Source organism: Candidatus Pelagibacter sp. HIMB1623, from assembly GCF_052047695.1.
Classification (GTDB): Bacteria; Pseudomonadota; Alphaproteobacteria; order Pelagibacterales; family Pelagibacteraceae; genus Pelagibacter.
The window spans coordinates 129873-152345 of the sequence record NZ_JBNAJN010000003.1 but is presented as its reverse complement, the minus strand read 5'-3'; the positions used below and the strand labels follow the sequence as shown (position 1 = coordinate 152345).

The following is a 22473-nucleotide window of genomic DNA, read 5'->3' as shown; positions in this document are numbered from 1 at the left end:
AATTTAATGTAATATATTAATGTTAAACATTAATAATTAGTATATAAATAATTACTATTAATTACTTGTTTTTAAAATGTACTCTCTTCTCGTTATATAGAGACCGCTTAAGACAATTATAAAAAGACCTAAGTAAGTCCAATTATCAGGTAATTCATGAAAGAAATAATAGCTAATTAATATGTTGGTTATGATTTCCGTATAGCCCAAAGGAGCTAATTTAGATGCATCAGCATATTTAAGTGATAAAATTAGGAAAAGATGGGCTACAGAGGCTATAAGGCCGATTAAAGCCATTAAAATCCACTGATTTGTAGTAGGATTTATCCATACAGAAGGCATAAATAAGCTAATAATGACTGTTCCAATTAAACCTGAAATCAAAAGCGTTAAAAGAGGGTTATCTGAAGTACTTAGTTTTCTAGTTATAATAAGGTAAAATCCATAACAAATTCCATTTCCTAAAGCAGCTAAAGTAGCAAAATTAAGCTCAATAAAACCTGGCCTAATAACAATCAAAGTTCCAATAAATCCCAAAGAAACAGCGGTCCACCTCTTAACCCCTACTTTCTCATTTAAAAAAAATGGAGATAAAGCTGTTACACAAATTGGAGCTACAAATGCTAATGTTAAGGCTTTAGGGAGCGAAATTTCAGAAATCGCATAAAAGAATAAATATGTAGAAAAAACAAATATCAATCCTCTTATTAGTTGAAGACCTGGTTTTTTGGTCCAAACAAGTGATTGTCTATAAAAAATAAGCATTAACGACAAGGTAAAGACTACAGTAAAAAAATATCTGGCCCACGTTATTTGCAAAACATCCATTGATGAGCTTAAATATTTAGCAAAAGCATCCATCACTGGAACAATCATCCAAGCAGATGCATTTAAAATTATAGCCTTCATAATAGAAGGATATCCTTTAATAGAAATATTTTAAAGCAAAGAATATTGTTATAGGAACTGTTATAAATGACATTATAGTTGATACGACAATCATACTTGCTATGCTATCAACAACTTCTTTTGGAGAATACATTGAGCCAACCAAGTAAGTTAAAACAGCACTTGGCATTGAACATTGAATTAATAATACACCTGCAGCAAATCCAGATAGATTAAAATATTTAATTAATATAAAACCAATTACAGGACCAATAATTACTCTTCCAATTGATGAAATAAAAGCTGATTTGAATGAAAAAACCTTAAATCTTGTTAATGCTATACCTAAAGACATTAATATTAAAAAAATTGCAGCATAAGTTAGCATCATGGTTGTGTTGACCAAAAATACAGGAACTTCAATTTCAAAAAATAAAAATAAGACTGATATTATTATTGCATAAACAGGTGGACTTCTTAAAAGTAAACTAAGTTCTAATTTTTTACTTGCCAAAAAAACACCCAAAGTAAAATGGAAAAGAATTACTAAAGAGGAAATTGTTGCAGCAATGCCCAAACCTTGATTTCCATAAGCAAATAAACACAAAGGTAACCCCATATTACCTGTATTAGGTAAAATAAAAGGAGGTAGTTCTGTTACAATGTCTTTTTTAAGAAATTTTAAAAAAATTATTCCTATAAAACTAAAGCCAATTATAAGAATTAATGAATACCAAAAATATTCTACAAAAATGTTAAATGAAATGCCTGTGGTTGTTATTGCATAAAATACCATTGCTGGACTACCAATATTCCCAGCAAAATTTGTAATAAAATCTGTATCTAACTTTGGGTTTTTTTTTCCAAGATAATAGCCAATAGCAATGATAAAAAATACAGGAAATAAAACTTCAAAAAGCTTGAAATAAATTTCCATTAATCAAGCAATCTAATTAACGTAGGTGATTTTAAGATATTCTTATTTTTTTTAAATATAGATAAACAGCTATTACAATTTAATTCTGTGGTTTTATGAGTAACTATTACAATTGTAGCTTTATTATTTTTTTTATCTGGAGTTTGAATTAATCTTTTGACAGAAATTTTATATTTAGCTAAACGATTGGTTATTTGGGATAAAACGCCTGGTTTATCTTTAACTTCAAATCTTAAATATAAAGAATTAATATAATTATTTACATTGTAAGTCTTTAAAGTTTTTAGCTTATTTACACTTACACCAAATGGCTTTTTGATGTTTCCTCTTAAAATAGATAATAAATCAGATAATAAAGATGATGAAGTAGGACCTGGTCCAGCACCCTCCCCTTGTAATACACTTTCTCCCACTGGTTTACCATTAAGGATCACAGCATTCATTACTCCATTTACATTACCAATATACGATTTTTTACTCACAAGACATGGATGAACAGTTTCAAAAAGTTGATTATTTTTGAGTTCAGAGATACCCAGTAGTTTAATTCTTAAGTCTAATTGATTTGCAATTTTAATATCTTTTAAATCAATCTTTTCTATTCCTTCCATTAAACATTTTTTATTTGATATTTTACTATTAAAAGCCAAAGCAGATAAAATTCTTACTTTTGCAAATGCGTCAAAACCATTTAAATCTAATTTAGGATTACCAGGTTCTGCATATCCAAGCAGTTGAGCTTTTTTCAAAACATCTACAAAATTTTGCTCAGAATTTTCCATCTCTGATAATATATAATTTGAAGTACCATTTAAAATTCCATAAACTTTAGATAATTTATTAGTAGCTAATCCTTCTTTAATAGATCTCAATATCGGTATCCCGCCAGCAACAGATGCTTCGAATTCTAAATTGACATTATTTTTTTCAGCTAGTTTTGCTAAATTGTTTCCATGTTTTGAAATTAAAGCTTTGTTTGGTGTAATTACATGAATTTTATTCTTTAAAGCAGTTTCAACTAATTTTTTAGAAACTCCATCAGATTGTCCAATTACTTCAAATAATATATCAACTTTTTCTTTTTTAAAAATTTCAAAAGGATTTTTATAAAAAATTTTTCTATTAATTTTATATTTTCTTTTTTTATTTATATTTTTTGCAGAAATAGCTACTACATTAACTCTTTTGCCTGTTTTAATTTCAATATCTTTTTTTTTAACAATAAGTTCATTAAATAAATAATTACCAACTTGACCAAGTCCAACAACTGCAACATTCACTATATTATTCATTTGCTTATATCTGGATATTTACTTTTTTTAGTATAGTCATCTATATAAATCTCATATTCTTCTAATGTCATTTTTGTTATATCGTCTGACTTTTTAAGTATTTCAGTTATTTTTTTTTTATTTTTTTTATTTTCGGCAGGATGTTCTGTCCAATACTGAGAATCTTTATTTAAAGAACAACTACATAAAAAAATTAGAAAAATAATTAACAAATATTTCATTTTAAAGCAGTTCTTTCGGGAAAATTAAATTTATTATTTAAATTTTGAACAGCCTGACCTGCTCCACCTTTTATTAAATTATCTATTGCAGAAATAATGATTATTTTATTTTTATATTTTGATTTACACACTGTGATAAAGCAATTGTTTGTATTGATAACATCATTTGTGCTCAAGAGTTTATCAGAGTCTAATATTTTAACAAAATTTTCTCCCTTATAAAACATCTCAAGTGTTTTGATAATTTTTGATTGATTTATATTTTTTTCTAAATCTAGATAAATTGTACTTAATATACCTCTAAACATTGGAGATAAATGTGGAGTAAAACTAAATTGAAAATTTTTATTTGTAAATTTGCTTAAAAATTGATGAATTTCAGAATTATGTCTATGAAAACCAACACCATAAGCACTTAAAGACTCGTATAAATTCTTATCTTTATATTTTTTATGAACTCCTCTACCGGCACCAGAATATCCAGATTTTGAATCAATAATTATATTATCTAATTTAACTAATTTTTTTTTAATTAGTGGAACAAGAGGTAATAATATTGATGTTGGGTAACATCCTGGACATGAAATAATATTGTGATTTTTTAATTCATCACGATTTATTTCTGGCAAACAATAAATGCTTTTCTTCTGTAGTTTTGGGGCTCGATGTTTTTGTTTATACCATTTTAAATAATCATTAGCTTTTTTTAATCTAAAATCTGCTGCTAAATCAATTAGAGTAATATTATCATTAAGTTTTTTTGCTATATCTTGAGCTTCACCATTTGGTAGAGCTGTAAAGACAACATCAATACCATTTAACAATTTAGGATTAAATTTTACGATTTTAGGTAATTTTTTTTTGGACAGAGATTTATCATAATAAGAAATATTTTTTCCAACAGACGAATTTCCACATAAATATCTAATATTAATATATTTGTGGCTAATTAATAACTTGATTAATTGAACGCCAATATATCCTGTAGATCCGGCAACTAATGCATTAAGCTTAGGCATTTTTTATTATAGCAGTTTAAATTGTAAAAAAAATTATCTTTTAGAAAACTGGAAGCTTCTTCTAGCTTTTCTTCTACCAGGTTTTTTTCTCTCAACGGCTCTTGAGTCTCTGGTTGTAAGTTTCTCAGTTTTCAATGTTGTTTTTAGATTTTCATCAAAAAGAACTAAAGCTTTTGAAATACCATGAACCATTGCTCCGGCTTGACCTGTAGGTCCACCACCTTTTACGCTACATCTAACATCATAATCTGTAGCTTGATTTATAATCTCAAAAGGTCTTGTAATTTGCATTTTATGAATTTCATCAGCAAAATATTCATTATATAATTTGCCATTTACATAAATTTTACCAGAACCTTTTTTTAACCAAACTTTCGCTATTGAAGTTTTTCTTCTACCTGTCGCGTACTTACTATCTTTAAAATCTAACTTTAATTTTGGAGTTTTTATGTTTGATTGTACGTTTTCCATATTAATTTCTTGCAATGTTTTTATTGTTTAGTTTATCTAATTCTATAATTTTTGGATTTTGTGCAGCATGAGGATGGTCACTTCCAGAATAAATTTTTAATTTTGTTAATTGTTTTCTACCCAAAACTCCACCGGGCAACATTCTTTTAACTGCTAGTTTTAAAGTTTCTCCAGGTTTTTTTTCATGAAGTTTTTCTGGAGTTGTAACTTTTATTCCACCAGGGTGACCTGTATGTCTATAGTACTTTTTATTTTGAAATTTTTTACCAGTAAATTTTGCTTGTTCAATATTTTTTACGACTACAAAATCACCATCATCCATATGAGGTGTGTAAGTAGTTTTATTTTTACCTCTAATTATATTAGATACAACAGTTGCTAATCTTCCAACAACGGCATTTTTTGCATCTATCTCGTACCAAGATGATGTAACTTGATCTTTTTTTGTGAATTTTGTCATTGTGCGAGGATTAATACTATTAAATTATTCAAAGTCAATTTTATATTTAGCTTGTAAAACGTAATTAATATGCTAGAAAACTCCTGCCGATTTGATCCTATTGCGGGCATAAAACTGCTAAAATGGAATTTTCATAAAATTAAAAATCGGTAGGCATTTGAACTGTATTGTGCGCCTTGCAGAAAGCAAAAGCACTAAAAAAGGAGTAAAAATGAGTACAAAAAGAAATAATCCAGAAACTATTGCGATACATGGTGGAGATTACAGAAGTGATCCAGCTACAAATTCGGTAGCAGTTCCAATTTATAGAACAACCTCGTATCAATTTAATAACACTGAACATGCAGCTAATTTATTTGCGTTAAAAGAGTTTGGAAACATCTATACACGAATAATGAATCCAACTAACGATGTGTTAGAAAAGAGAATCGCTGCTCTTGAAAGTGGTCTTGCAAGTTTAACTGTAGCTTCTGGTCAAACTGCTTCTACTTTTGCGATATTAAACGTTGCTCAAGCTGGAGACAATATTGTCAGTTCAACAGATCTATATGGTGGAACAGTTTCGTTGTTTACACATACTTTAAGTAAGCTTGGTATAGAAGTAAGATATGCAGATCCTTCTGATCCAAAAAACTTTGAAAAAGCAATAGACGATAAAACTAGAGCTTTTTATGGAGAGACATTGCCAAACCCATATTTAAGAGTTTTTCCAATTAAAGAAGTTTCAAATATTGGTAGAAAATATAACATTCCATTAATCTTGGATAACACTGCTGCCCCTGTAATTTGTAAACCAATTGAACATGGTGCTGCTGTGGTTGTTTATTCTTTAACAAAATATATAGCAGGTCATGGAACAGTAGTTGGAGGCGCACTGGTAGATGGTGGAAATTTTGATTGGACAGCAGATCCAAAAAGACAGCCACTATTTAATGAACCAGATGCAAGTTATGGAGGTCTTGTTTGGGGTAAAGCTGTGCCTGAATTAACAGGTGCAAATGTTGCCTTTGCAGTACGAGCAAGGGTAACCTTGTTAAGAGATTTAGGATCAGCACTTTCTCCAGATAATGCATTTGGTGTTATACAAGGACTTGAAACAGTTGCTTTAAGAATGAAACAACATTGTGATAATGCTGCAAAAGTGGTTGGGTACTTAAAAAATCATAAAGCTGTTGAGAGAGTAATTTATGCTACTGAACATAATGAGGAGATATCAAACAGAGCAAAAAAATATCTAAAGAATGGTAATGGTGCTTTAGTTGGTATTGAATTAGCTGGTGGTATCGAGGCTGGTAAAAAGTTCATTGAGGCTTTAAAAATGTTTTATCACGTTGCAAATATAGGTGATGCTAGAAGTTTAGCAATACATCCAGCAACAACTACTCATAGTCAATTAAATGAAGATGAATTAGCTGCTTCTGGTGTAACCCCTGGGTATGTTAGACTTTGTATTGGTTTAGAACATATTGATGATATCATTGATGATTTAGATCAAGCTTTAGATAAGTCATCAAAAGGTAATTTAAAAGCAGTTAGTTAGTTTTATTATTATGTCTACAAATAGAAACTAGTTAATTTATCTTTTGTATTGAGAACTAAATACAAGATACAAAGTTGAAAGTATTACCAAAATAGAATTTATCTGGTGTAAAGATGCAAATAACATTTTTACTCCAGATAAAATAGTTATCACACCAAGAATAATTTGAAGTAACAAACTAAAGCCAATTATTGCAATTGGTTTAAATAAATTTTTATTTCCTGAATTTATTATTTTGAAGAGAATTAAAGCATAAATTACGAAGATTATGTATGCCAAATTTCGATGAATAAATTGAACAATCGATGGATTATCAAAAACTTTTAAATTTAAAAATTCTTTAAAACTACTATCGTCTGGAAAATAATTAACTCCCATTAGTGGCCATGTGTTATAAATTTTACCAGCATCCATACCAGATACAAAAGCTCCTATAATTAGTTGCAGAAATAATAAAAATAAAAATATTTTTAGAATAAAAAAATCATTAACAACTATTTTGTTTAAAGAAGATGACAATTTTAAAAATTGCCAATACACAATTGATAAAATTATAAAGGCTGTAACCAAATGTATTGCTAATCTATAATGACTAACATCAATTCTTTCAACTAATCCACTTGATACCATGTACCAACCCAAAAATCCTTGAAAACAAACTAGTAAAAAAATAATTCCATATTTTTTAATAATCCAAAATCCATGCTTGATTGAAAAATAGATCATTGGGAGCAACACCGTTAAACCTATTATTCTTCCCAACTGTCTATGTCCCCACTCCCACCAAAATATTACTTTAAAGTCATCTAAAGTCATGTTGTAGTTTTGTTGGGTGTACTCAGGTATCGTTTTATATAAATTAAAATACTCTAACCATTTTTCATTTGAAAAAGGTGGAAAAAAACCAACAAATAATTCCCACGTGGTAATAGATAGACCAGAGTCTGTTAATCTTGTTAAACCACCCACTAATATAATTAAAGAAACCAAAACTAATAGTGATAGCATCCACAATTTAAGCTGATAATTCAAATGATTATTCTCACTGTACATGCTCAGATAAATATAATAATTATTAACTATTCCAATAAATTAAATGTCGCCAAATAATAAAAAAAAACTAGATTTAATAAGAGTTAAATTAGACAAATTAGATAATAAGTTATTATCTCTCATAAAAAAAAGAACAAAATTAGTTGAAGAAGTTTTAAAGCTAAAAGAATTTAAAAAAGAAATAGTAGATAAAAAAAGAATCAACATCATATTAAAGAATATTAAAGCAAAATCTATTAAACAGAGAATTGATCCTAGGATTACTAATCGAATATGGAAAAATATGATCTGGTCTTATATTGATTACGAAAGAAGAAATTTTAAAAAAAAATAGTTATTTGCTATGTGGTGGGAGTTTTTTTTCCACAAACATTTCATGCTTTCGTGTATCTGGATTGTATTTTTTAGCAGATAACTTAACTTTTGCCTTTTCACCACCAGCAGGTTTTTTTACATAATAAAAAAAAGAACTGTCGGGTTTGGCCTCAGGTACTAATCTAACTTTTACGTGGGTTTTTTTTGCCATTTATTTTAATGTTTTTAAAATTTCAGAAATCTTAGTTAATTTATTTTTCAATTTTTCAGCTTTTATAGATTTATCTGCCATTTCGTCAAGCTTTAAAGTATCTTCATTATCTAGGAGTTTTTTTACCCCATTGATTGTCATACCTTGCTCTTTGAGTAAAAATTTAATTTTTTTTAGAAGGTCTATATTTTTTTCATCATAATATCTTCTATTAGAGTTCAGGATTTTTGGTTTTAATTGTTTAAATTGTGTTTCCCAAAATCTTATTATGTGTGTTGGCAAAATACCTTTTTTATTTACTTTTAAACCTAAAATTTGTGCAACTTCACCTATAGTTTTGTAGGCTTGATCTGCTTTATCCATTGTTTTTATTGTTAATAAAGTCCTTAAATTCTTTTGAAGGTTTAAATAAAACTACATCTCTGCTTGAAATCATTTTTGTTTCTTTAGTTTTTGGATTTCTTCCTATTCTTGATTTTTTTTGTCTTACTGAAAAAGTGCCGAATTTTGATAATTTAAGTTTTTTTTCAGATATAATATTTTCTGTAATTGTTGATAAAAAATCCTCAATCAAATTATCTGAAATTTGCTTAGAAAAACCAAGCTGCATATAAATTAAATTAACTAAATCTTTCTTAGTTAAATTTATTCTCATATCAGATTCTTTTTGATCTTTTCTATCAAATTACCTTTTACAATTCTATGACAAACATCTAGTGAATTTGAAAAGCCAACAAAATCAGTACCTCCATGGCTTTTAACAACAGGAGAATCTAGACCAATAAATATAGCTCCGTTATATAATCTTGGATCTAATCTTTTCTTAAACTTATTTAAATTCGATATATTTAATAAAGAAGATATTTTTCCTAAAATAGAACTTGTCATTGTACTTTTTAATTCACTTACTATAAAATTAGCTGTTCCTTCAGCAGTCTTAAGTGCTACATTTCCAGTGAACCCATCAGAAACGATTACATTTACGTCACCATCCATTATGTGGTTTCCTTCTATGTATCCAGAAAAATTGTAATTTTCAGATTTTTTTTCATTAAGTAATTGATAAGTCTCTTTTATAGTTTCATTTCCCTTTAATTCCTCAGAGCCAATATTTAATAAAGCTACATTTGCCTTATTATTTGGAAATAAAGAGTTATAAAGAGCAGCTCCCATAATAGAAAAATCTTTTAGATTTTTTGAACTACATTCAATATTTGCACCTAAATCTAGCACAACACTCATTCCCTTTTTATTTGGCCACAAAGCTGATAAAGCAGGTTTATCTATGCTTTCAATCATTTTAAGATTTAATTTCGATACAACTAATAATGCACCAGTATTTCCTGCAGATATAACTATATCAGCTTGATGATCCTTTACACTTTGTACAGCAAGCCACATACTCGTGTCTTTACCTCTCTTGGCTCCTTCTAAAGGACTATCAGTACTTTTAATTGAATTTGCAGTATGAATAATTTCATAGAATTCATTTTTTATTTTACCTTTTAGCAGAGGTAATATTAATTTTTCATCACCAAAAATTTTATAGAATACATCTTTATTTAATTGATGATTTAGTATGATACCATCAATTGTTTTTTTAGGAGAACCATCCCCTCCCATTGCATCAACTGCAATTTTAATTTTTTCAGACATTTTAATTAATATATTATTCTTTTGGGTCTAAAACTTGTCTGCCCTTGTACATACCAGTTTTAAGGTCTAGGTGATGTGATAGTCTATACTCACCAGATTTTTTATCTTCAACTATATTCTTAGTTGAAAATTTCATAGTTTGTGCCCGTCTCATTCCAGTTCTGGATGGGGTTTGTTTACGTTTTGGTACAGCCATAATTATGGGTTAATTACACTTTTTAAATAATAATTCAAATTTTTTTTTGATAAATTTTCATTAAATTCATCAAAATACTCAAGTAAATGTTCAATATTTTGAAATTCACTCAAAAATAAAGAAATTTTATTTAATTTTTCGTTTTTATTTAATGTGTCCCAAAAATGTATTTCCGAAACCATTGAATGAAAAAGATTTATATAAGCCTTCATTTTCTTATTAATTGATTGATCGCCGTAACCTATTTCTCGAATACTTAGCTCTAATTGTCTAAAATTAAAATCATAAATTTCTTGTAAAATTTCTTTATTTTCCTCATTTTTAAAATTTTTCAAAAAAAATGAAAAATGTAGTAAAAAAAGTGTTAATCGATCAGAAAAATTATCATCTCTATTTAAATTTTTATATAAATCTTTATTTCTAGTTAAATTAATTAAATTATTATAAATATTTAAATATTTTTGGTTCATGAAAAATTTATTATATATAATTTTATTTTCTTTTATAGTTTCAAATTGCTCAATAAAAACTGTTGTAAAACATCATGGTGTTCCTATGTTAGAAAAAAGACAAGAGTCTTTAATTGTAAATAAAACAAATAAAAATGATATTATTAAAGCCTTAGGTAGTCCTTCAACTAAAAGTAAATTTAATAATGACATATGGATATATATTGAGAGAAAGCAAACTCAATCAAAACTTAAAAATCTTGGAAGAATGAAAATTTATGAAAACAATGTGTTAGTTCTTGAAATTGATAAATACGGCTTATTAAAAAAAAAAGATTTATATAATAAAGATGATATGAATAATTTAAAAATTGCAAAAAACATTACTGGTAACGATTTTAAAAAAAACACATTCATTTATAATTTTTTTTCCAGCTTAAGACAAAAAATTAATGACCCTCTTAATAAAAGGGTCAATAATCAGAAAAAAATTAACCAGCGATAACTGCTAATAAAAGCAGAGCAACAATGTTTGTAATCTTAATCATTGGGTTAACTGCAGGACCTGCTGTATCTTTGTAAGGATCACCAACTGTATCACCAGTCACAGCAGCTTTATGTGCCTCAGAACCTTTGCCGCCATGATTACCGTCTTCGATATATTTTTTAGCATTATCCCAAGCACCACCACCTGCTGTCATTGATACAGCAACGAATAGTCCTGTTATAATAACACCTAGAAGCATTGCACCTACAGCAGCTAAAGCAGCAACTTGTCCACCTATGCCTAAAATTATAAAATACAAAACAACAGGAGATAATACTGGTAGCAACGAGGGAATGATCATTTCTTTAATTGCAGCAACAGTTAATAAATCCACTAATTTTGCATAATCAGGTTTCTGTGTTTTTTTCATAATACCTGGAAACTTTTTGAATTGTCTTCTAACTTCAACAACAACAGCACCACCTGCTCTACCAACAGCTTGCATACCCATTGAACCAAACAAATAAGGTAACATTCCTCCAATTAATAATCCGACTACAACATAAGGGTTAGATAAATCAAATGTTACAACAATACCTTCTAAAGCAGATCCTGCTTCCTTTGAAAAATGTTTAATATCTTCAGTATAGGCAGCAAATAAAACTAACGCTCCTAAACCAGCTGAACCAATTGCATAACCTTTTGTTACAGCTTTAGTTGTGTTACCAACAGCATCTAAAGCATCAGTTGTTTTTCTTACTTTTTTATCCAAGTTGGACATTTCAGCTATCCCACCTGCATTATCTGTTACAGGACCATAAGCATCTAAAGCAACAACCATTCCAGCTAAAGCTAACATCGTTGTTACAGCAATTGCAATTCCAAATAATCCAGCAATGGAATTTGTAATTAGAATTCCTGCTACAATTATTAGTGCTGGCACCGCAGTAGCTTCCATTGAAACAGCTAATCCCTGAATAACATTTGTTCCATGACCAGTAGTAGATGATAAAGCAACTGATTTAACTGGTCTATAACTTGTTCCAGTGTAATATTCAGTGATCCAAATTAATAATCCAGTTATAACTAATCCTATTACGCCACAATAATATAAATTCATTCCATTAAAAGTTTTACCGGCAACAGTGTATTCATTTGAAAAACCAATTACGTGATCCGTTACTGGCCAAAGAATAACTAAAGATGCTATAGCAGATACAATAAAACCTTTGTATAAAGCATTCATAACATTTTTGTCTTTTCCAAGTTTAACAAAGAATGTTCCTACTATAGACGTTAATAAACAAGCAGCTCCAATAGTTAAAGGATAAATCATCATATTAAGGTCACCAACAAAAAATATTGATGATAAAACCATTGTAGCAACAATTGTTACAGCGTAAGTCTCAAATAAGTCAGCAGCCATACCAGCACAATCTCCAACATTATCACCTACGTTATCTGCAATAACAGCTGGGTTTCTTGGATCATCTTCTGGAATTCCAGCTTCGACTTTACCAACAAGGTCAGCTCCAACATCTGCGCCTTTAGTAAAAATACCACCACCTAGTCTTGCAAAAATTGAAATTAAAGAAGCTCCAAAACCTAGAGCAACAAGAGCGTTTACAATCTCTCTTTCATCAACTTCATATTTCAATAATAAAAAATAATAAACTGCTATTGACAACAAAGCTAAACCAGCAACCAACATACCAGTTACAGCACCTGATTTAAATGCAACAGATAGACCTTGAGCTAGACCTTTTCTTGAAGCTTCAGCAGTTCTAACGTTAGCCTCAACAGAAACTAACATACCTACATAACCTGCAATACCAGATAATGTTGCACCAATTAGATAACCAAGTCCGACTAGTGGACTAAACGCAATACTAACTATAACCAAAACAGCTGCACCAACAATTGCAATTGTTTTGTATTGTCTAGCTAGATACGCTTTCGCTCCAATTTGAATTGCAGATGCAATATCCTGCATTTTTGCATTTCCAGCACTTGAATTTAAAATATTCTTACCAGTTAGAAATCCATATACGATGGACAAAAAACCAGCTCCGATTGTGTACAATAAAATAGTTTCAACAGTTGCGCTCATATAACCCTTAAGTTGTTGGTTGTTAATTTTTTAAGCCCGGACAATACAAAAAAAGTCAAAAAAGACAATAATTAACTTCAAAATTGATGGATATAACCTCTTGTATTATTGGCGATTTCCCTACCTTTTTGATCAAAAATCAAAGACATGTTTTTTCCAGATAAAATAGAACCAATTTTAGAAATTTTCACTCCAAGAGATTTACTTAACTTATCTATGATTCTGGCTTTATTAGGTCTAGCTGTAAACAAAATTTGATAATCATCACCGTTGGAAACTAAGTCTATTTTTTTATAATTTTTATCACTGACTAAATAAGCAAGGTTTCTTGATACAGGGATAAGTTTCTCATAAATTTTAAAAGAAACATCTTGTTTGTTTATTAATTTATTTAAGTCTACAATTAACCCATCAGATATATCCATTGAGCTAGTTGCAAAAGAAAATAGTTTTTTAGTTAATTTATTTTGGATATCAGGCATATAATATTTGTTAATGAAATATTTAGATTTATGTTTATTTAGTTTTATTTTATTTTTTAAAATCTGAAGTCCAACAAAGCTGTCTCCTAAATTTCCTGTAACATAAATATCATCATTGACTGTACATTGATTCCTAAAAATTATTTTATTAGAAAATCCAATTGAAGTAATTGTAAAACTAAGTTTATTAGAGAAAACTGTATCTCCGCCTCCTAAAGATAAATTATATTTTTTTTGCTCTTCTTTTAAAGATTTAGATATTTTTTTAAGATTACTTTTTGTAAAGTTTTTTTTGTTACCAGATCCAGCAATAAAATAATATTTAGGTTCAACTCCTTTACAAATTAAGTCTGAAATGGAGGATCTTATAATTTTTTTAATAACTAAATCAGGTTTTGTAAAATCAATGAAATGTGTTCCTAAATTGTATGTATCTACTGAAACAATTAATCCTTTTTTTTTATCGTAAAAAACATCATCATTTAAATTTAAAGCTGCTTTATTTTTTTTTGAAATACCAGAAAAATAATTGTTAATTAATTCAAATTCATGCATTTGTTCTTAATTTTTTCCCAATATTATCTAGTAAAGCATTTAGGTACTTTGTTTGCGAATTTTCTAAGAAATAATTTGAAGAATTTAAGTACTCTTTAATAATTATATTTAAAGATAAATTTGGTTTATACATTAATTCATAAGTTGCAGCTTTTAAAATAGTTTGAAAAACTTTATCTAAATTTTCAAAAATAAATTCATCACCTAGTTTATTTTTCAACTCATCTAAAATTAAATCATTTCTTTCGATTGTTCCTAAAACTATATCTTTTATAAATTTTTTAAATCTATGTTTGGGAAAATTTAATTCATCATCTTCATTATAAAATTTACCGTACAGTTTTTGTATTATAATTACTCTTGGGTTATTTTTTGGATTAAAATGTGTTCTCATTTTTGAGACAAAACAGAAATTACTGCTTCCGCTGCTTCTGCACCTTTTTTCTTTCTCGCTTTAGCTTGAGACATATTTAGACAGGTAATTATTCCATTTCCAATTGGTTTTTTGCTAGAGATTGATAGCTCCATTATGCCATTGGTAGCCGCTTGAGAAATAAAATCAAAGTGAGGAGTTTGACCTTTAATTACGCAACCAAGGGCTAAAAAAGCATCAAACTTTTTTATATTTTTAGAAATAGTTACCGGTATTTCAAAAGCTCCAGGAACGTTAATAATTTTTATATTATTTTTTTTTGAGATTAATTTTAAAGCACTTTTAAGCAAACCATCAGCAATATCTTTGTAATAATCAGCTATAACAATTAAAATTTTTTTCTTCATTAGATTAATTCTTGTTTGGTAATTTTTATACCATATCCATCCAAACCAATAACTTTTTTTGGAGATTTTGTTATTAATATCATGTTTTTTATTTTTAAATCTTTTATTATTTGTGCTCCAATTCCATAATTTCTAATTAATTTATCATTCCCTTTTTTATAAAAATTTTTATTTTTATAATCTTTTAGAGTTTGGGTTACAGATTTTAAATTAGAGTCTTTAATAAATACCAAAACACAATTTGTATATTTTTTAAAATAATTTAAAGTTTTGTTAAATGAGTTTGGCAATTGTTGATTTATTAAATAATTTTTAACAACATTCGAAGAAATTACCCTTACTCTTGGAGTGATACCTTTTTTAATCTTCCCTTTAATTAAAGCAAAATGTTCAGCTCCATCAATTAAATTTTCGTAAATTCGAATATTATACTTTTGATCTTTGACTATAATTGAACTTTGTTTTTTTAATTTTATTAGTTTTTCTTTTTTAAGTCTATAAGCAATCAAATCTTCAATCTTACCAATTTTAAGTTTATGTTTATTTGCAAAATTAAATAAATCTCTCCCTTTTGCCATTGTGCCATCTTCATTCATGATTTCACAAATCACAGCTGAATTATTTTTTTTTGCTAATTTTGAAATATCAACCGAAGCTTCAGTGTGACCAGCTCTAACAAGAACACCTCCATCTTTTGCTATTATAGGAAAAACATGACCAGGAGATACAATATCATTTTTGTTAGCATTTTTCTTTGAGGCAACTTTAATTGTTTTGGCTCTATCCTTCGCTGAAATTCCTGTTGTAATTCCCTTTTTAGCTTCGATAGAAATGGTAAATGCAGTTTTATTCCTTGATTGATTAATTGGTGACATTAATGAAAGGTTTAACTTTTTTGCCTGAACACTATCTAGAGCTAAACAAATTAAACCTCTGCCAAACTTGGCCATAAAATTTATGTTTTTTGAATTAGTATCTGATGTGGATATTACTAAATCGCCTTCATTTTCTCTTTTTTCATCATCAACTAAAATAAACATTCCACCTTTTCTGGCAATACTGATGATAGTTTCTATTGATGCAAAATTATTTTTTGTCATTAAAATAATTTCTTACATATTTAGACAAGATATCAATCTCAATATTTACCAAACTAGATTTTTTTAAAGTAGATAAATTGGTCTCTTTATAAGTATGGGGAATAATCCAAATTTGAAAACCTTTTTTTGTAATTTTTGAAATTGTAAGAGAGATACCATTTACACATATTGACGCCTTCTCTATTAAATGTTTTCTCTCTTTTTTTGGTATCTCAAAATCAAAAAGATAAGATTTATCTATTTTATTAATACTATTAACTATTCCAACCGTATCCACATGACCCTGACAAATATGGCCAGAAATTTTAGTTCCATATTTCAAAGGTAATTCTAAGTTCAAAATATCATTTTCTTTAAGAAATTTAAATTTAGATCTAACCAAAGTTTCATTAGATAAATAAAACTCCATTATTTTTGACTTATAGGAAATTAGTGTGAGACATACCCCATCACATGCAACTGACAATCCCATATCTTTTGATGAAACCTTTAAATTACTTTTAACAAATATATTGATGCCTTTTGGTCTTCTAGTAATTCTTTTGACAATACCTTGGTTATATATAATTCCGTTAAACATAGTTTTTATAAAATTCTATTTTATCCTTTTTTAATTTAAGGTTTAGTTTTGACTTATATCTATATTTTGATTTTAAAGTATTTAAACTGTTAAATTCAACAAATTCAGTTTTTTTAGACAAATTATTTGAACTTTTAAACAAATAAAATTTATTGAAAATTTTATCATATAGGAATGATTTTGTAAGTTTATCTCCACCTTCAACCAATAAATTTCTACTACCTAATAAATAAAGTTTTTTTAATATTTCTTTTAAATTGAATTCTTTATTTTTATTAATTTTAGATTTTATTAATAAGACTTTTTTAGATTTAAATAATGAGATTTTTGATTTTGTTGCTTCATTATAAAAAATAATTGTTTTTATTTTAGTTGCAGATTTTATTAAGTAAGAGTTTGGATTAGAATTTAGCTTATTATCTAAAATGACTCTTATAGGTGAAAAATTATTTTTGTTTTTAAGTCTACAATTTAGTTTTGGATTATCTTTGTTTAAAGTTTTGTGAGAAATTAATATCGTATCATTTTTATATCTTAAAAAATGTGAAAACTTATCAGAATAAATATTAGTAATTTTTTGCTTTTCTTTGCTATAAATTAAATTGTTCTTTGAAACTGCAATTTTACCTGTAACAAAAGGTATTTTATTTTTTCTGTTAAAAAAATAAGGATAGTAAAACCGACTGATTTCTTTTTTTAAAAGATTTTTTCTAACTTTTATTTTACTTGATTTTAAAACTTTAAAAGATTTTCCACTAACACGTTCGTCAATATCAGAATTTGAGTAAATAACTTCTGATATTTTTGATTTAATTATTAAATTTGTACAAGGTGGTGTTTTTCCTTTATGACAACACGGTTCTAATGTGACATACATCTTTGAACCAGCAACATTTTCAATAGAGTCTTTAATTGCATTTCGTTCAGCATGAGGCCTTCCATCATGTGAAGTCTGTCCTATAGATATAATTTTATTATTTTTAACAATTACACATCCAACAGATGGATTTGTGCCGGTTAAACCTTCGCGAGCAATTGCCAAATTAAGGGCAATTTGCATGAATTGTTTATCTTTACTGGTAAATTTATCTTTTTTTGTAGACATCTAATCTGTCCACGAATTGCACAAAGTCTTTTTCTTCTCTAAAATTTCTATAAACGGAAGCAAAACGCACGTATGCTACAGGATCAAGCTCTTTTAATCCTTCCATAACCATTGTTCCAATTGTACTAGTTGATATTTCTGTTTGACCAAGTTCTTCTAAGGCTCTTGAAATTTTACTAATAAATTTTTCTGCGGTTGCTGTATCAATAGGTCTTTTTTTAAGAGCTATATAAATTGATTTAGACAACTTATCTCTGTCAAAAGAAGATTTTCTTCCATTTTTCTTAACTACCATTAGCTCTCTAAATTGAATTCTTTCAAAAGTGGTGAATCTTTCTCCGCAAATGCACAGTCTTCGTCTTCTTATAGCGGTGCCATCCTCTGTAGGTCTTGAGTCTACAACTGAAGTATCACCTTTTTTTTCACAAGGACAAATCATTCTTTATAAATTTTTATATATTGGAAATGATGAAGTTAGACTAATAACTTCATTTCTAACTTCATTTTCAACTTTGCTATTATCATCTGGGTTTTCAGATAAACCTTTAATAGTTTTTGTTATCAATTCGCCTACAGTTTTAAACTCATTTAAACCAAATCCACGAGTTGTGGCTGCTTGAGTACCCAATCTAATTCCCGATGTAATCATTGGTTTCTCTGTATCAAAAGGTATTCCATTTTTATTACATGTTATGTTGGCTCTTGATAGACTTTCCGCTGCAAGATTTCCCTTAACATTAAAAGGTCTTAAATCAACAAGCATTAAATGAGTATCAGTTCCATCTGAATAAATTTTAAATCCATTGTTTTTTAAAGTTTCGGCTAAGATTTTTGCATTAGCTAAAACAGATTTTATATAATCTTGAAAATCTGGTTGAAGAGCTTCTAGAAAACCAGCAGCTTTAGCAGCAATAATATGCATCAAAGGTCCACCTTGATAACCAGGGAAAACAGCTGTGTTAAACTTTTTACCAAGCTCCTCGTCATTAGACAAAATTATTCCACCTCTTGCACTTCTAAAAACTTTATGTGTAGTTGAGGTTACAACATGAGCGTAATCACATGGATTTGGATAACCTTTACCAGCCACAAGTCCTGAGAAATGTGCCATATCAACCATTAAATAGGCTCCTACTTTATCAGCTATTTCTCTAAATCTTTTAAAATCTATTACTCGAGAATAAGCACTGCCGCCTGCTATTATTAATTTAGGTTTATGCTGTAAAGCAAGTTTTTCAACATTATCATAATCAATAAGTTCAGACTCTTTATCAACGTCATAACCTATAGCGTTAAACCATTTACCTGACATAGATATTTTCAATCCGTGTGTTATGTGTCCACCTGAATTTAAACTCATTCCCATAAATGTATCTCCAGGATTTAATAAAGCTAAAAATACAGCTCCATTTGCTTGGGCTCCAGAGTGAGGTTGTGCATTTGCATATTTACAATTAAATAATTTTTTTAATCTCTCAATTGCAAGACTTTCTGCAACATCGACATGTTCGCAACCATTATAGTATCTTTTTCCAGGATATCCTTCGGCATACTTATTAGTTAAAACTGATCCTTGAGCTTCAAGAACTGCTTGAGAAACTATATTTTCTGATGCAATTAATTCTATATGTTGTTGTTGTCTTAAGAGTTCGTCTTTTATAGCTTTATATAATTCAGGGTCTTTCCTAGACAAACCATCTTCGAAGAAACTCTTATAACTATCGTTTAAATAACTTTTTTCACTAGACATAATTAATTATATTTTTTTTACTCTTTTTAAGTGTCTTCCACCTTCGAACTTTGTATTTAAAAAAATGCTAATAAATTTTAATGCATTTTTTTTAGTTAGTAATCTAGACCCTAATGTAATGATATTTGCATCATTATGCAATCTAGATAATTTAGTAGATTTTTCATTAAAGCATTGAGCGGCTCTAACATTTTTATGTTTATTTGCTGCAATATTCATTCCAGTACCTGATCCACATACCAAAATACCAATATTTTTTTTAGATGAATTTACTTTTCTTGCAACTTTATGTGCATAATCTGGGTAATCAACGCTATTCTCATTTGAAGGACCAAAATCTTGGAAATTAATTTTTTTCTTTTCTAAATAAATTTTAATTGCTTCTTTAAGTTTAAAACCAGCGTGATCTGAAGAGATAAATATCTTTTTCAAATTAATTGAATTTATAATCTAGCACACAAGCAACAAGGTGGACTCTATTTTCTTCACCACCATTAAATGCATTATGATATTTTGTGTTATTAGTCACCCAAACAGAACCATCTGCAGGCATATGTTTTGCAACATTATCTATAACCATTAAGCATCCAGGATTAGTTACGATTGGAATATGCAATCTTGGTTCTGGATCTCTATGCCAACTTAAAGTTGATCTTGGTTCTTTTAATAAAATTCTTACTCTACCCAATTTATATTTACTTGATAAAACATCATAAACTTCTTTAAAATAAGTATTCTCATAATCTTTTATAAATTCAGAATAAGCTGCTTCATCAATTTCTATATCTCTAGAAACCTCTTTTCCAGTTTTATCAGGTTTAGTCCAATAAACACCTCTAGCTTTATTGCCTTTGATTGAATCAGGATCACCAGGAATTTGAGTTAATGAAATAGCTCCAAAGTGTGTTATCCCAGCATCTTCGAATTTTTTTGTCTTAATAATTTGGTTATAAGCCTCTTGAAGTTTATTTATATCAAATTTCAAGTTTTGTTTTTGAAAATCACTAAAATCTAAAATTCTTTCTTCTTTTTTTAGGTTTAGGTTTACAACTTTTGTGTTATCAATGCTCATAAAAATGGTTTTGTACTTAATTTAAGAGATATTTGTATAATACATTTGTCGCATTAATAAAGTAAATTTAAACATGATTGTAGGAAAATATCCAAGCCTAAGATTAAGAAGAAACAGAAAATCTTCCTGGACTAGAAAACTAATACAGGAAAATACCCTAAGTCCTAATGATTTTATTCTTCCAATTTTTCTTATTGATGGAGTAAATAAAAAACAACATATAAAATCGATGCCTGGCGTCTACAGGTATTCAGTAGATAGAATCAGTCAAATTATCGACAAAGCAATCAGCAAAGGAATTCCAATGGTTGCTCTTTTCCCAAATACAAAAAAATCATTGAAAAATGAACTTGGATCAGAAGCACTCAATGAAAATAATCTTGTTTGTAGAGCATCAAGAATGATTAAAAAAAAATACAAAAATCAAATTGGAATTATGTGTGATGTTGCATTGGACCCTTATACCTCTCATGGACATGACGGATTAATCAAATCTGATAAAATTTTAAATGATGAAACAATTCAAGTTTTAATAAACCAATCTTTACTTCATGCTGAAATGGGTTGCGATGTCTTAGCTCCATCAGATATGATGGATGGTAGGATTGGTAAAATTAGAAAAGCAATCGATCAAAACAATTTCCAAGAAGTTCAGATTTTATCTTATGCAGCAAAATATGCATCCAGCTTTTATGGTCCCTTTAGGGATGCCGTCGGGTCAAAAAGTTCATTAAAAGGAGATAAAAAAACATATCAAATGGATTTTAGAAATTCTGATGAAGCATTGAGAGAAGTTGCTTTAGATATAAAAGAAGGAGCTGATATGGTTATGGTTAAACCAGGAATGCCATATTTAGATATAATTAAATCAATTAAAGAAAAATTCAAAATCCCAGTTTTTGCTTATCAAGTATCTGGAGAATACAGTTTAATAGAAAATGCTATTAATAAAAACCTTGTAAATAAAGATGCAGTGTATGAAAGTTTAGTGGCTTTCAAAAGAGCTGGTGCAAATGCAATTGTAAGTTATTACGCTGATCGAATTGACAAAATAATAAAGTAATCACCTTAAAGTATTAAGAAATAACAATCTATTATTTGGAAAATTAATATTGTTTGGTTTTAAAATCGTTTTATCTAGATAATCATTAACTAACTTCAAACCTTTTAATAAAATTTTAATATCTTTTACCTCTTTATCTTTTTCAATAAGAAAGTTTGGAACATATTTTTTTTCATTTGATGATGAAACATAATAAACTGTTTCGTTATTTTCAGTATCTTTCTCTACTAAGTTTTGTAATTCTAAATCATAACCTAATATTTTGAGTAATTCTAATTCCCAAAAAATATATTTTTTTAACCAATTTTTATCTTGTAAAATTAAAAAGAAATTATGAATTATGAAAAAAACTTTTTCATTTGATTGTGCGTCTGCTGTTAAAATTTTAATCAAATTCATTGCAGAGGTTAAGCATGATAATTTTTGCCTATCATCAAAATACAAAGGACTGTAAGCATTTAAAATTTCAACTTTAAAATAGCCAATCCTATTTTCATTTTTTGAGTTATAATTAACATGCAATTTATTTCCTATTTGTAGATAATTTTTAATTTTTTTTGATGTTCCGCCAAATATAATGCCTGATACTTTGCCTTTTTCTTTGGTGAAAATTTCTACAATCAAGGAGTTTTCGTTATATCTATTTTTACTTAACAAAAAACCTTCATCAGACCAATTCAT

30 protein-coding genes and 1 riboswitch are annotated in these 22473 nt (G+C 28.2%); of the genes, 4 read left to right on the top strand and 26 right to left on the bottom strand.

Features of this window, described 5'->3' with window-relative positions:
- Positions 1–57: 57 nt before the first annotated feature.
- The 7 genes from ACTTBN_RS02205 to rplM are packed head-to-tail and all read right to left on the bottom strand — an operon-like array spanning position 58 to position 5288.
- Positions 58–909: a DMT family transporter gene (locus ACTTBN_RS02205; protein WP_440680767.1), complete on the bottom strand. Its 852-nt coding sequence runs from the start codon at positions 907–909 to the stop codon at positions 58–60.
- Between the two features lie 16 nt (positions 910–925).
- On the bottom strand, positions 926–1825 hold the full coding sequence (locus ACTTBN_RS02200; protein ID WP_440680766.1) for an AEC family transporter: 900 nt from the start codon (positions 1823–1825) through the stop codon (positions 926–928).
- Positions 1825–3117: a homoserine dehydrogenase gene (locus ACTTBN_RS02195; protein ID WP_440680765.1), complete on the bottom strand. Its 1293-nt coding sequence runs from the start codon at positions 3115–3117 to the stop codon at positions 1825–1827. The genes ACTTBN_RS02200 and ACTTBN_RS02195 overlap by 1 nt, the downstream gene beginning before the upstream one ends.
- On the bottom strand, positions 3114–3338 hold the full coding sequence (locus ACTTBN_RS02190) for a hypothetical protein (RefSeq protein WP_440680764.1): 225 nt from the start codon (positions 3336–3338) through the stop codon (positions 3114–3116). The genes ACTTBN_RS02195 and ACTTBN_RS02190 overlap by 4 nt, the downstream gene beginning before the upstream one ends.
- On the bottom strand, positions 3335–4357 hold the full coding sequence (gene argC, locus ACTTBN_RS02185; RefSeq protein ID WP_440680763.1) for an N-acetyl-gamma-glutamyl-phosphate reductase: 1023 nt from the start codon (positions 4355–4357) through the stop codon (positions 3335–3337). The genes ACTTBN_RS02190 and argC overlap by 4 nt, the downstream gene beginning before the upstream one ends.
- A 33-nt stretch (positions 4358–4390) precedes the next feature.
- On the bottom strand, positions 4391–4828 hold the full coding sequence (gene rpsI / locus ACTTBN_RS02180; RefSeq protein WP_440633395.1) for a 30S ribosomal protein S9: 438 nt from the start codon (positions 4826–4828) through the stop codon (positions 4391–4393).
- A 1-nt stretch (position 4829) separates the two neighbouring features.
- On the bottom strand, positions 4830–5288 hold the full coding sequence (rplM, locus tag ACTTBN_RS02175) for a 50S ribosomal protein L13 (protein WP_440680762.1): 459 nt from the start codon (positions 5286–5288) through the stop codon (positions 4830–4832).
- Between the two features lie 142 nt (positions 5289–5430).
- A riboswitch (SAM riboswitch) is annotated at positions 5431–5497 on the top strand.
- A gap of 2 nt (positions 5498–5499) precedes the next feature.
- Here rplM and ACTTBN_RS02170 point away from each other — a divergent pair.
- Positions 5500–6828 (top strand): O-acetylhomoserine aminocarboxypropyltransferase/cysteine synthase family protein, encoded by a 1329-nt coding sequence (locus ACTTBN_RS02170; RefSeq protein WP_440680761.1) that lies wholly within the window; start codon positions 5500–5502, stop codon positions 6826–6828.
- A 36-nt stretch (positions 6829–6864) separates the two neighbouring features.
- On the opposite strand, the gene ACTTBN_RS02165 is transcribed toward ACTTBN_RS02170, so the two are convergent.
- A complete protein-coding gene (locus tag ACTTBN_RS02165) occupies positions 6865–7881 on the bottom strand; it encodes a COX15/CtaA family protein (protein ID WP_440680760.1) in 1017 nt (338 codons plus the stop codon).
- Positions 7882–7924: 43 nt separating this feature from the next.
- On the opposite strand from ACTTBN_RS02165, the gene ACTTBN_RS02160 reads away from it, so the two are divergent.
- Positions 7925–8215, top strand: a complete 291-nt coding sequence (locus ACTTBN_RS02160) for a chorismate mutase (protein WP_440680759.1) — start codon at positions 7925–7927, stop codon at positions 8213–8215.
- On the opposite strand, the gene ACTTBN_RS02155 is transcribed toward ACTTBN_RS02160, so the two are convergent.
- Genes ACTTBN_RS02155 through ACTTBN_RS02130 form a run of 6 tightly spaced genes read right to left on the bottom strand, consistent with a single transcriptional unit; the run spans position 8216 to position 10729 of the window.
- Positions 8216–8407, bottom strand: a complete 192-nt coding sequence (locus ACTTBN_RS02155) for a 50S ribosomal protein L33 (protein ID WP_029454666.1) — start codon at positions 8405–8407, stop codon at positions 8216–8218.
- On the bottom strand, positions 8408–8770 hold the full coding sequence (locus ACTTBN_RS02150; protein WP_440680758.1) for a MerR family transcriptional regulator: 363 nt from the start codon (positions 8768–8770) through the stop codon (positions 8408–8410). It lies immediately after the preceding gene.
- Entirely contained in the window at positions 8763–9062 is a 300-nt protein-coding gene (locus ACTTBN_RS02145; protein ID WP_440680757.1) for an integration host factor subunit alpha, read from the bottom strand. Before ACTTBN_RS02145 ends, ACTTBN_RS02150 begins: the two co-directional genes overlap by 8 nt.
- Entirely contained in the window at positions 9059–10063 is a 1005-nt protein-coding gene (gene plsX / locus ACTTBN_RS02140) for a phosphate acyltransferase PlsX (protein WP_440680756.1), read from the bottom strand. The genes ACTTBN_RS02145 and plsX overlap by 4 nt, the downstream gene beginning before the upstream one ends.
- A gap of 13 nt (positions 10064–10076) precedes the next feature.
- Positions 10077–10259, bottom strand: a complete 183-nt coding sequence (gene rpmF / locus ACTTBN_RS02135) for a 50S ribosomal protein L32 (protein WP_023853776.1) — start codon at positions 10257–10259, stop codon at positions 10077–10079.
- Between the two features lie 2 nt (positions 10260–10261).
- Positions 10262–10729 carry a ubiquinol-cytochrome C chaperone family protein gene (locus ACTTBN_RS02130; protein WP_440680755.1) on the bottom strand — a complete coding sequence of 156 codons (468 nt, stop codon included), beginning with the start codon at positions 10727–10729 and terminating at the stop codon, positions 10262–10264.
- On the opposite strand from ACTTBN_RS02130, the gene bamE reads away from it, so the two are divergent.
- Positions 10728–11213, top strand: coding sequence for an outer membrane protein assembly factor BamE domain-containing protein (gene bamE, locus ACTTBN_RS02125; protein ID WP_440680754.1), 486 nt, complete (start codon positions 10728–10730; stop codon positions 11211–11213). The two genes, ACTTBN_RS02130 and bamE, sit on opposite strands and share 2 nt — an antisense overlap.
- On the opposite strand, the gene ACTTBN_RS02120 is transcribed toward bamE, so the two are convergent.
- The 11 genes from ACTTBN_RS02120 to ACTTBN_RS02070 all read right to left on the bottom strand — a co-directional run bounded on the left by ACTTBN_RS02120 (position 11200) and on the right by ACTTBN_RS02070 (position 20729).
- A complete protein-coding gene (locus tag ACTTBN_RS02120; RefSeq protein WP_440680753.1) occupies positions 11200–13305 on the bottom strand; it encodes a sodium-translocating pyrophosphatase in 2106 nt (701 codons plus the stop codon). The genes bamE and ACTTBN_RS02120 overlap by 14 nt on opposite strands.
- 77 nt (positions 13306–13382) lie before the next feature.
- Entirely contained in the window at positions 13383–14342 is a 960-nt protein-coding gene (gene thiL / locus ACTTBN_RS02115; protein WP_440680752.1) for a thiamine-phosphate kinase, read from the bottom strand.
- Complete coding sequence (locus ACTTBN_RS02110) at positions 14335–14736, bottom strand: transcription antitermination factor NusB (protein ID WP_440680751.1); 402 nt, start codon at positions 14734–14736, stop codon at positions 14335–14337. Before ACTTBN_RS02110 ends, thiL begins: the two co-directional genes overlap by 8 nt.
- Positions 14733–15122, bottom strand: coding sequence for a 6,7-dimethyl-8-ribityllumazine synthase (gene ribH, locus ACTTBN_RS02105; RefSeq protein WP_440680750.1), 390 nt, complete (start codon positions 15120–15122; stop codon positions 14733–14735). Before ribH ends, ACTTBN_RS02110 begins: the two co-directional genes overlap by 4 nt.
- Positions 15122–16222, bottom strand: a complete 1101-nt coding sequence (gene ribB, locus ACTTBN_RS02100) for a 3,4-dihydroxy-2-butanone-4-phosphate synthase (RefSeq protein WP_440680749.1) — start codon at positions 16220–16222, stop codon at positions 15122–15124. The genes ribH and ribB overlap by 1 nt, the downstream gene beginning before the upstream one ends.
- Positions 16209–16802, bottom strand: a complete 594-nt coding sequence (locus tag ACTTBN_RS02095) for a riboflavin synthase (RefSeq protein ID WP_440680748.1) — start codon at positions 16800–16802, stop codon at positions 16209–16211. Before ACTTBN_RS02095 ends, ribB begins: the two co-directional genes overlap by 14 nt.
- A complete protein-coding gene (ribD, locus tag ACTTBN_RS02090; RefSeq protein ID WP_440680747.1) occupies positions 16795–17907 on the bottom strand; it encodes a bifunctional diaminohydroxyphosphoribosylaminopyrimidine deaminase/5-amino-6-(5-phosphoribosylamino)uracil reductase RibD in 1113 nt (370 codons plus the stop codon). The genes ACTTBN_RS02095 and ribD overlap by 8 nt, the downstream gene beginning before the upstream one ends.
- The gene (nrdR, locus tag ACTTBN_RS02085) at positions 17888–18346 is read right to left on the bottom strand and encodes a transcriptional regulator NrdR (protein WP_440680746.1); all 459 of its coding nucleotides are present in this window, start codon (positions 18344–18346) and stop codon (positions 17888–17890) included. The genes ribD and nrdR overlap by 20 nt, the downstream gene beginning before the upstream one ends.
- Before the next feature lie 3 nt (positions 18347–18349).
- On the bottom strand, positions 18350–19657 hold the full coding sequence (gene glyA / locus ACTTBN_RS02080; protein ID WP_440680745.1) for a serine hydroxymethyltransferase: 1308 nt from the start codon (positions 19655–19657) through the stop codon (positions 18350–18352).
- A 6-nt stretch (positions 19658–19663) separates the two neighbouring features.
- Positions 19664–20089 (bottom strand): ribose 5-phosphate isomerase B, encoded by a 426-nt coding sequence (gene rpiB, locus ACTTBN_RS02075; protein ID WP_075506748.1) that lies wholly within the window; start codon positions 20087–20089, stop codon positions 19664–19666.
- 1 nt (position 20090) lies between these two features.
- Complete coding sequence (locus tag ACTTBN_RS02070; protein ID WP_440680744.1) at positions 20091–20729, bottom strand: aspartyl/asparaginyl beta-hydroxylase domain-containing protein; 639 nt, start codon at positions 20727–20729, stop codon at positions 20091–20093.
- Positions 20730–20802: 73 nt separating this feature from the next.
- On the opposite strand from ACTTBN_RS02070, the gene hemB reads away from it, so the two are divergent.
- A complete protein-coding gene (gene hemB, locus ACTTBN_RS02065; protein WP_440680743.1) occupies positions 20803–21792 on the top strand; it encodes a porphobilinogen synthase in 990 nt (329 codons plus the stop codon).
- On the opposite strand, the gene recO is transcribed toward hemB, so the two are convergent.
- A complete protein-coding gene (recO, locus tag ACTTBN_RS02060) occupies positions 21793–22473 on the bottom strand; it encodes a DNA repair protein RecO (RefSeq protein ID WP_440680742.1) in 681 nt (226 codons plus the stop codon).

Coding starts and splice junctions, on each gene's coding strand:
- ACTTBN_RS02205 (WP_440680767.1), bottom strand. CDS start 909: ATGAAGGCTATAATTTTAAATGCATCTGCTTGGATGATTGTTCCAGTG.
- ACTTBN_RS02200 (WP_440680766.1), bottom strand. CDS start 1,825: ATGGAAATTTATTTCAAGCTTTTTGAAGTTTTATTTCCTGTATTTTTT.
- ACTTBN_RS02195 (WP_440680765.1), bottom strand. CDS start 3,117: ATGAATAATATAGTGAATGTTGCAGTTGTTGGACTTGGTCAAGTTGGT.
- ACTTBN_RS02190 (WP_440680764.1), bottom strand. CDS start 3,338: ATGAAATATTTGTTAATTATTTTTCTAATTTTTTTATGTAGTTGTTCT.
- argC (WP_440680763.1), bottom strand. CDS start 4,357: ATGCCTAAGCTTAATGCATTAGTTGCCGGATCTACAGGATATATTGGC.
- rpsI (WP_440633395.1), bottom strand. CDS start 4,828: ATGGAAAACGTACAATCAAACATAAAAACTCCAAAATTAAAGTTAGAT.
- rplM (WP_440680762.1), bottom strand. CDS start 5,288: ATGACAAAATTCACAAAAAAAGATCAAGTTACATCATCTTGGTACGAG.
- ACTTBN_RS02170 (WP_440680761.1), top strand. CDS start 5,500: ATGAGTACAAAAAGAAATAATCCAGAAACTATTGCGATACATGGTGGA.
- ACTTBN_RS02165 (WP_440680760.1), bottom strand. CDS start 7,881: ATGTACAGTGAGAATAATCATTTGAATTATCAGCTTAAATTGTGGATG.
- ACTTBN_RS02160 (WP_440680759.1), top strand. CDS start 7,925: ATGTCGCCAAATAATAAAAAAAAACTAGATTTAATAAGAGTTAAATTA.
- ACTTBN_RS02155 (WP_029454666.1), bottom strand. CDS start 8,407: ATGGCAAAAAAAACCCACGTAAAAGTTAGATTAGTACCTGAGGCCAAA.
- ACTTBN_RS02150 (WP_440680758.1), bottom strand. CDS start 8,770: ATGGATAAAGCAGATCAAGCCTACAAAACTATAGGTGAAGTTGCACAA.
- ACTTBN_RS02145 (WP_440680757.1), bottom strand. CDS start 9,062: ATGAGAATAAATTTAACTAAGAAAGATTTAGTTAATTTAATTTATATG.
- plsX (WP_440680756.1), bottom strand. CDS start 10,063: ATGTCTGAAAAAATTAAAATTGCAGTTGATGCAATGGGAGGGGATGGT.
- rpmF (WP_023853776.1), bottom strand. CDS start 10,259: ATGGCTGTACCAAAACGTAAACAAACCCCATCCAGAACTGGAATGAGA.
- bamE (WP_440680754.1), top strand. CDS start 10,728: ATGAAAAATTTATTATATATAATTTTATTTTCTTTTATAGTTTCAAAT.
- ACTTBN_RS02130 (WP_440680755.1), bottom strand. CDS start 10,729: ATGAACCAAAAATATTTAAATATTTATAATAATTTAATTAATTTAACT.
- ACTTBN_RS02120 (WP_440680753.1), bottom strand. CDS start 13,305: ATGAGCGCAACTGTTGAAACTATTTTATTGTACACAATCGGAGCTGGT.
- thiL (WP_440680752.1), bottom strand. CDS start 14,342: ATGCATGAATTTGAATTAATTAACAATTATTTTTCTGGTATTTCAAAA.
- ACTTBN_RS02110 (WP_440680751.1), bottom strand. CDS start 14,736: ATGAGAACACATTTTAATCCAAAAAATAACCCAAGAGTAATTATAATA.
- ribH (WP_440680750.1), bottom strand. CDS start 15,122: ATGAAGAAAAAAATTTTAATTGTTATAGCTGATTATTACAAAGATATT.
- ribB (WP_440680749.1), bottom strand. CDS start 16,222: ATGACAAAAAATAATTTTGCATCAATAGAAACTATCATCAGTATTGCC.
- ACTTBN_RS02095 (WP_440680748.1), bottom strand. CDS start 16,802: ATGTTTAACGGAATTATATATAACCAAGGTATTGTCAAAAGAATTACT.
- ribD (WP_440680747.1), bottom strand. CDS start 17,907: ATGTCTACAAAAAAAGATAAATTTACCAGTAAAGATAAACAATTCATG.
- nrdR (WP_440680746.1), bottom strand. CDS start 18,346: ATGATTTGTCCTTGTGAAAAAAAAGGTGATACTTCAGTTGTAGACTCA.
- glyA (WP_440680745.1), bottom strand. CDS start 19,657: ATGTCTAGTGAAAAAAGTTATTTAAACGATAGTTATAAGAGTTTCTTC.
- ACTTBN_RS02070 (WP_440680744.1), bottom strand. CDS start 20,729: ATGAGCATTGATAACACAAAAGTTGTAAACCTAAACCTAAAAAAAGAA.
- hemB (WP_440680743.1), top strand. CDS start 20,803: ATGATTGTAGGAAAATATCCAAGCCTAAGATTAAGAAGAAACAGAAAA.
- recO (WP_440680742.1), bottom strand. CDS start 22,473: ATGAATTGGTCTGATGAAGGTTTTTTGTTAAGTAAAAATAGATATAAC.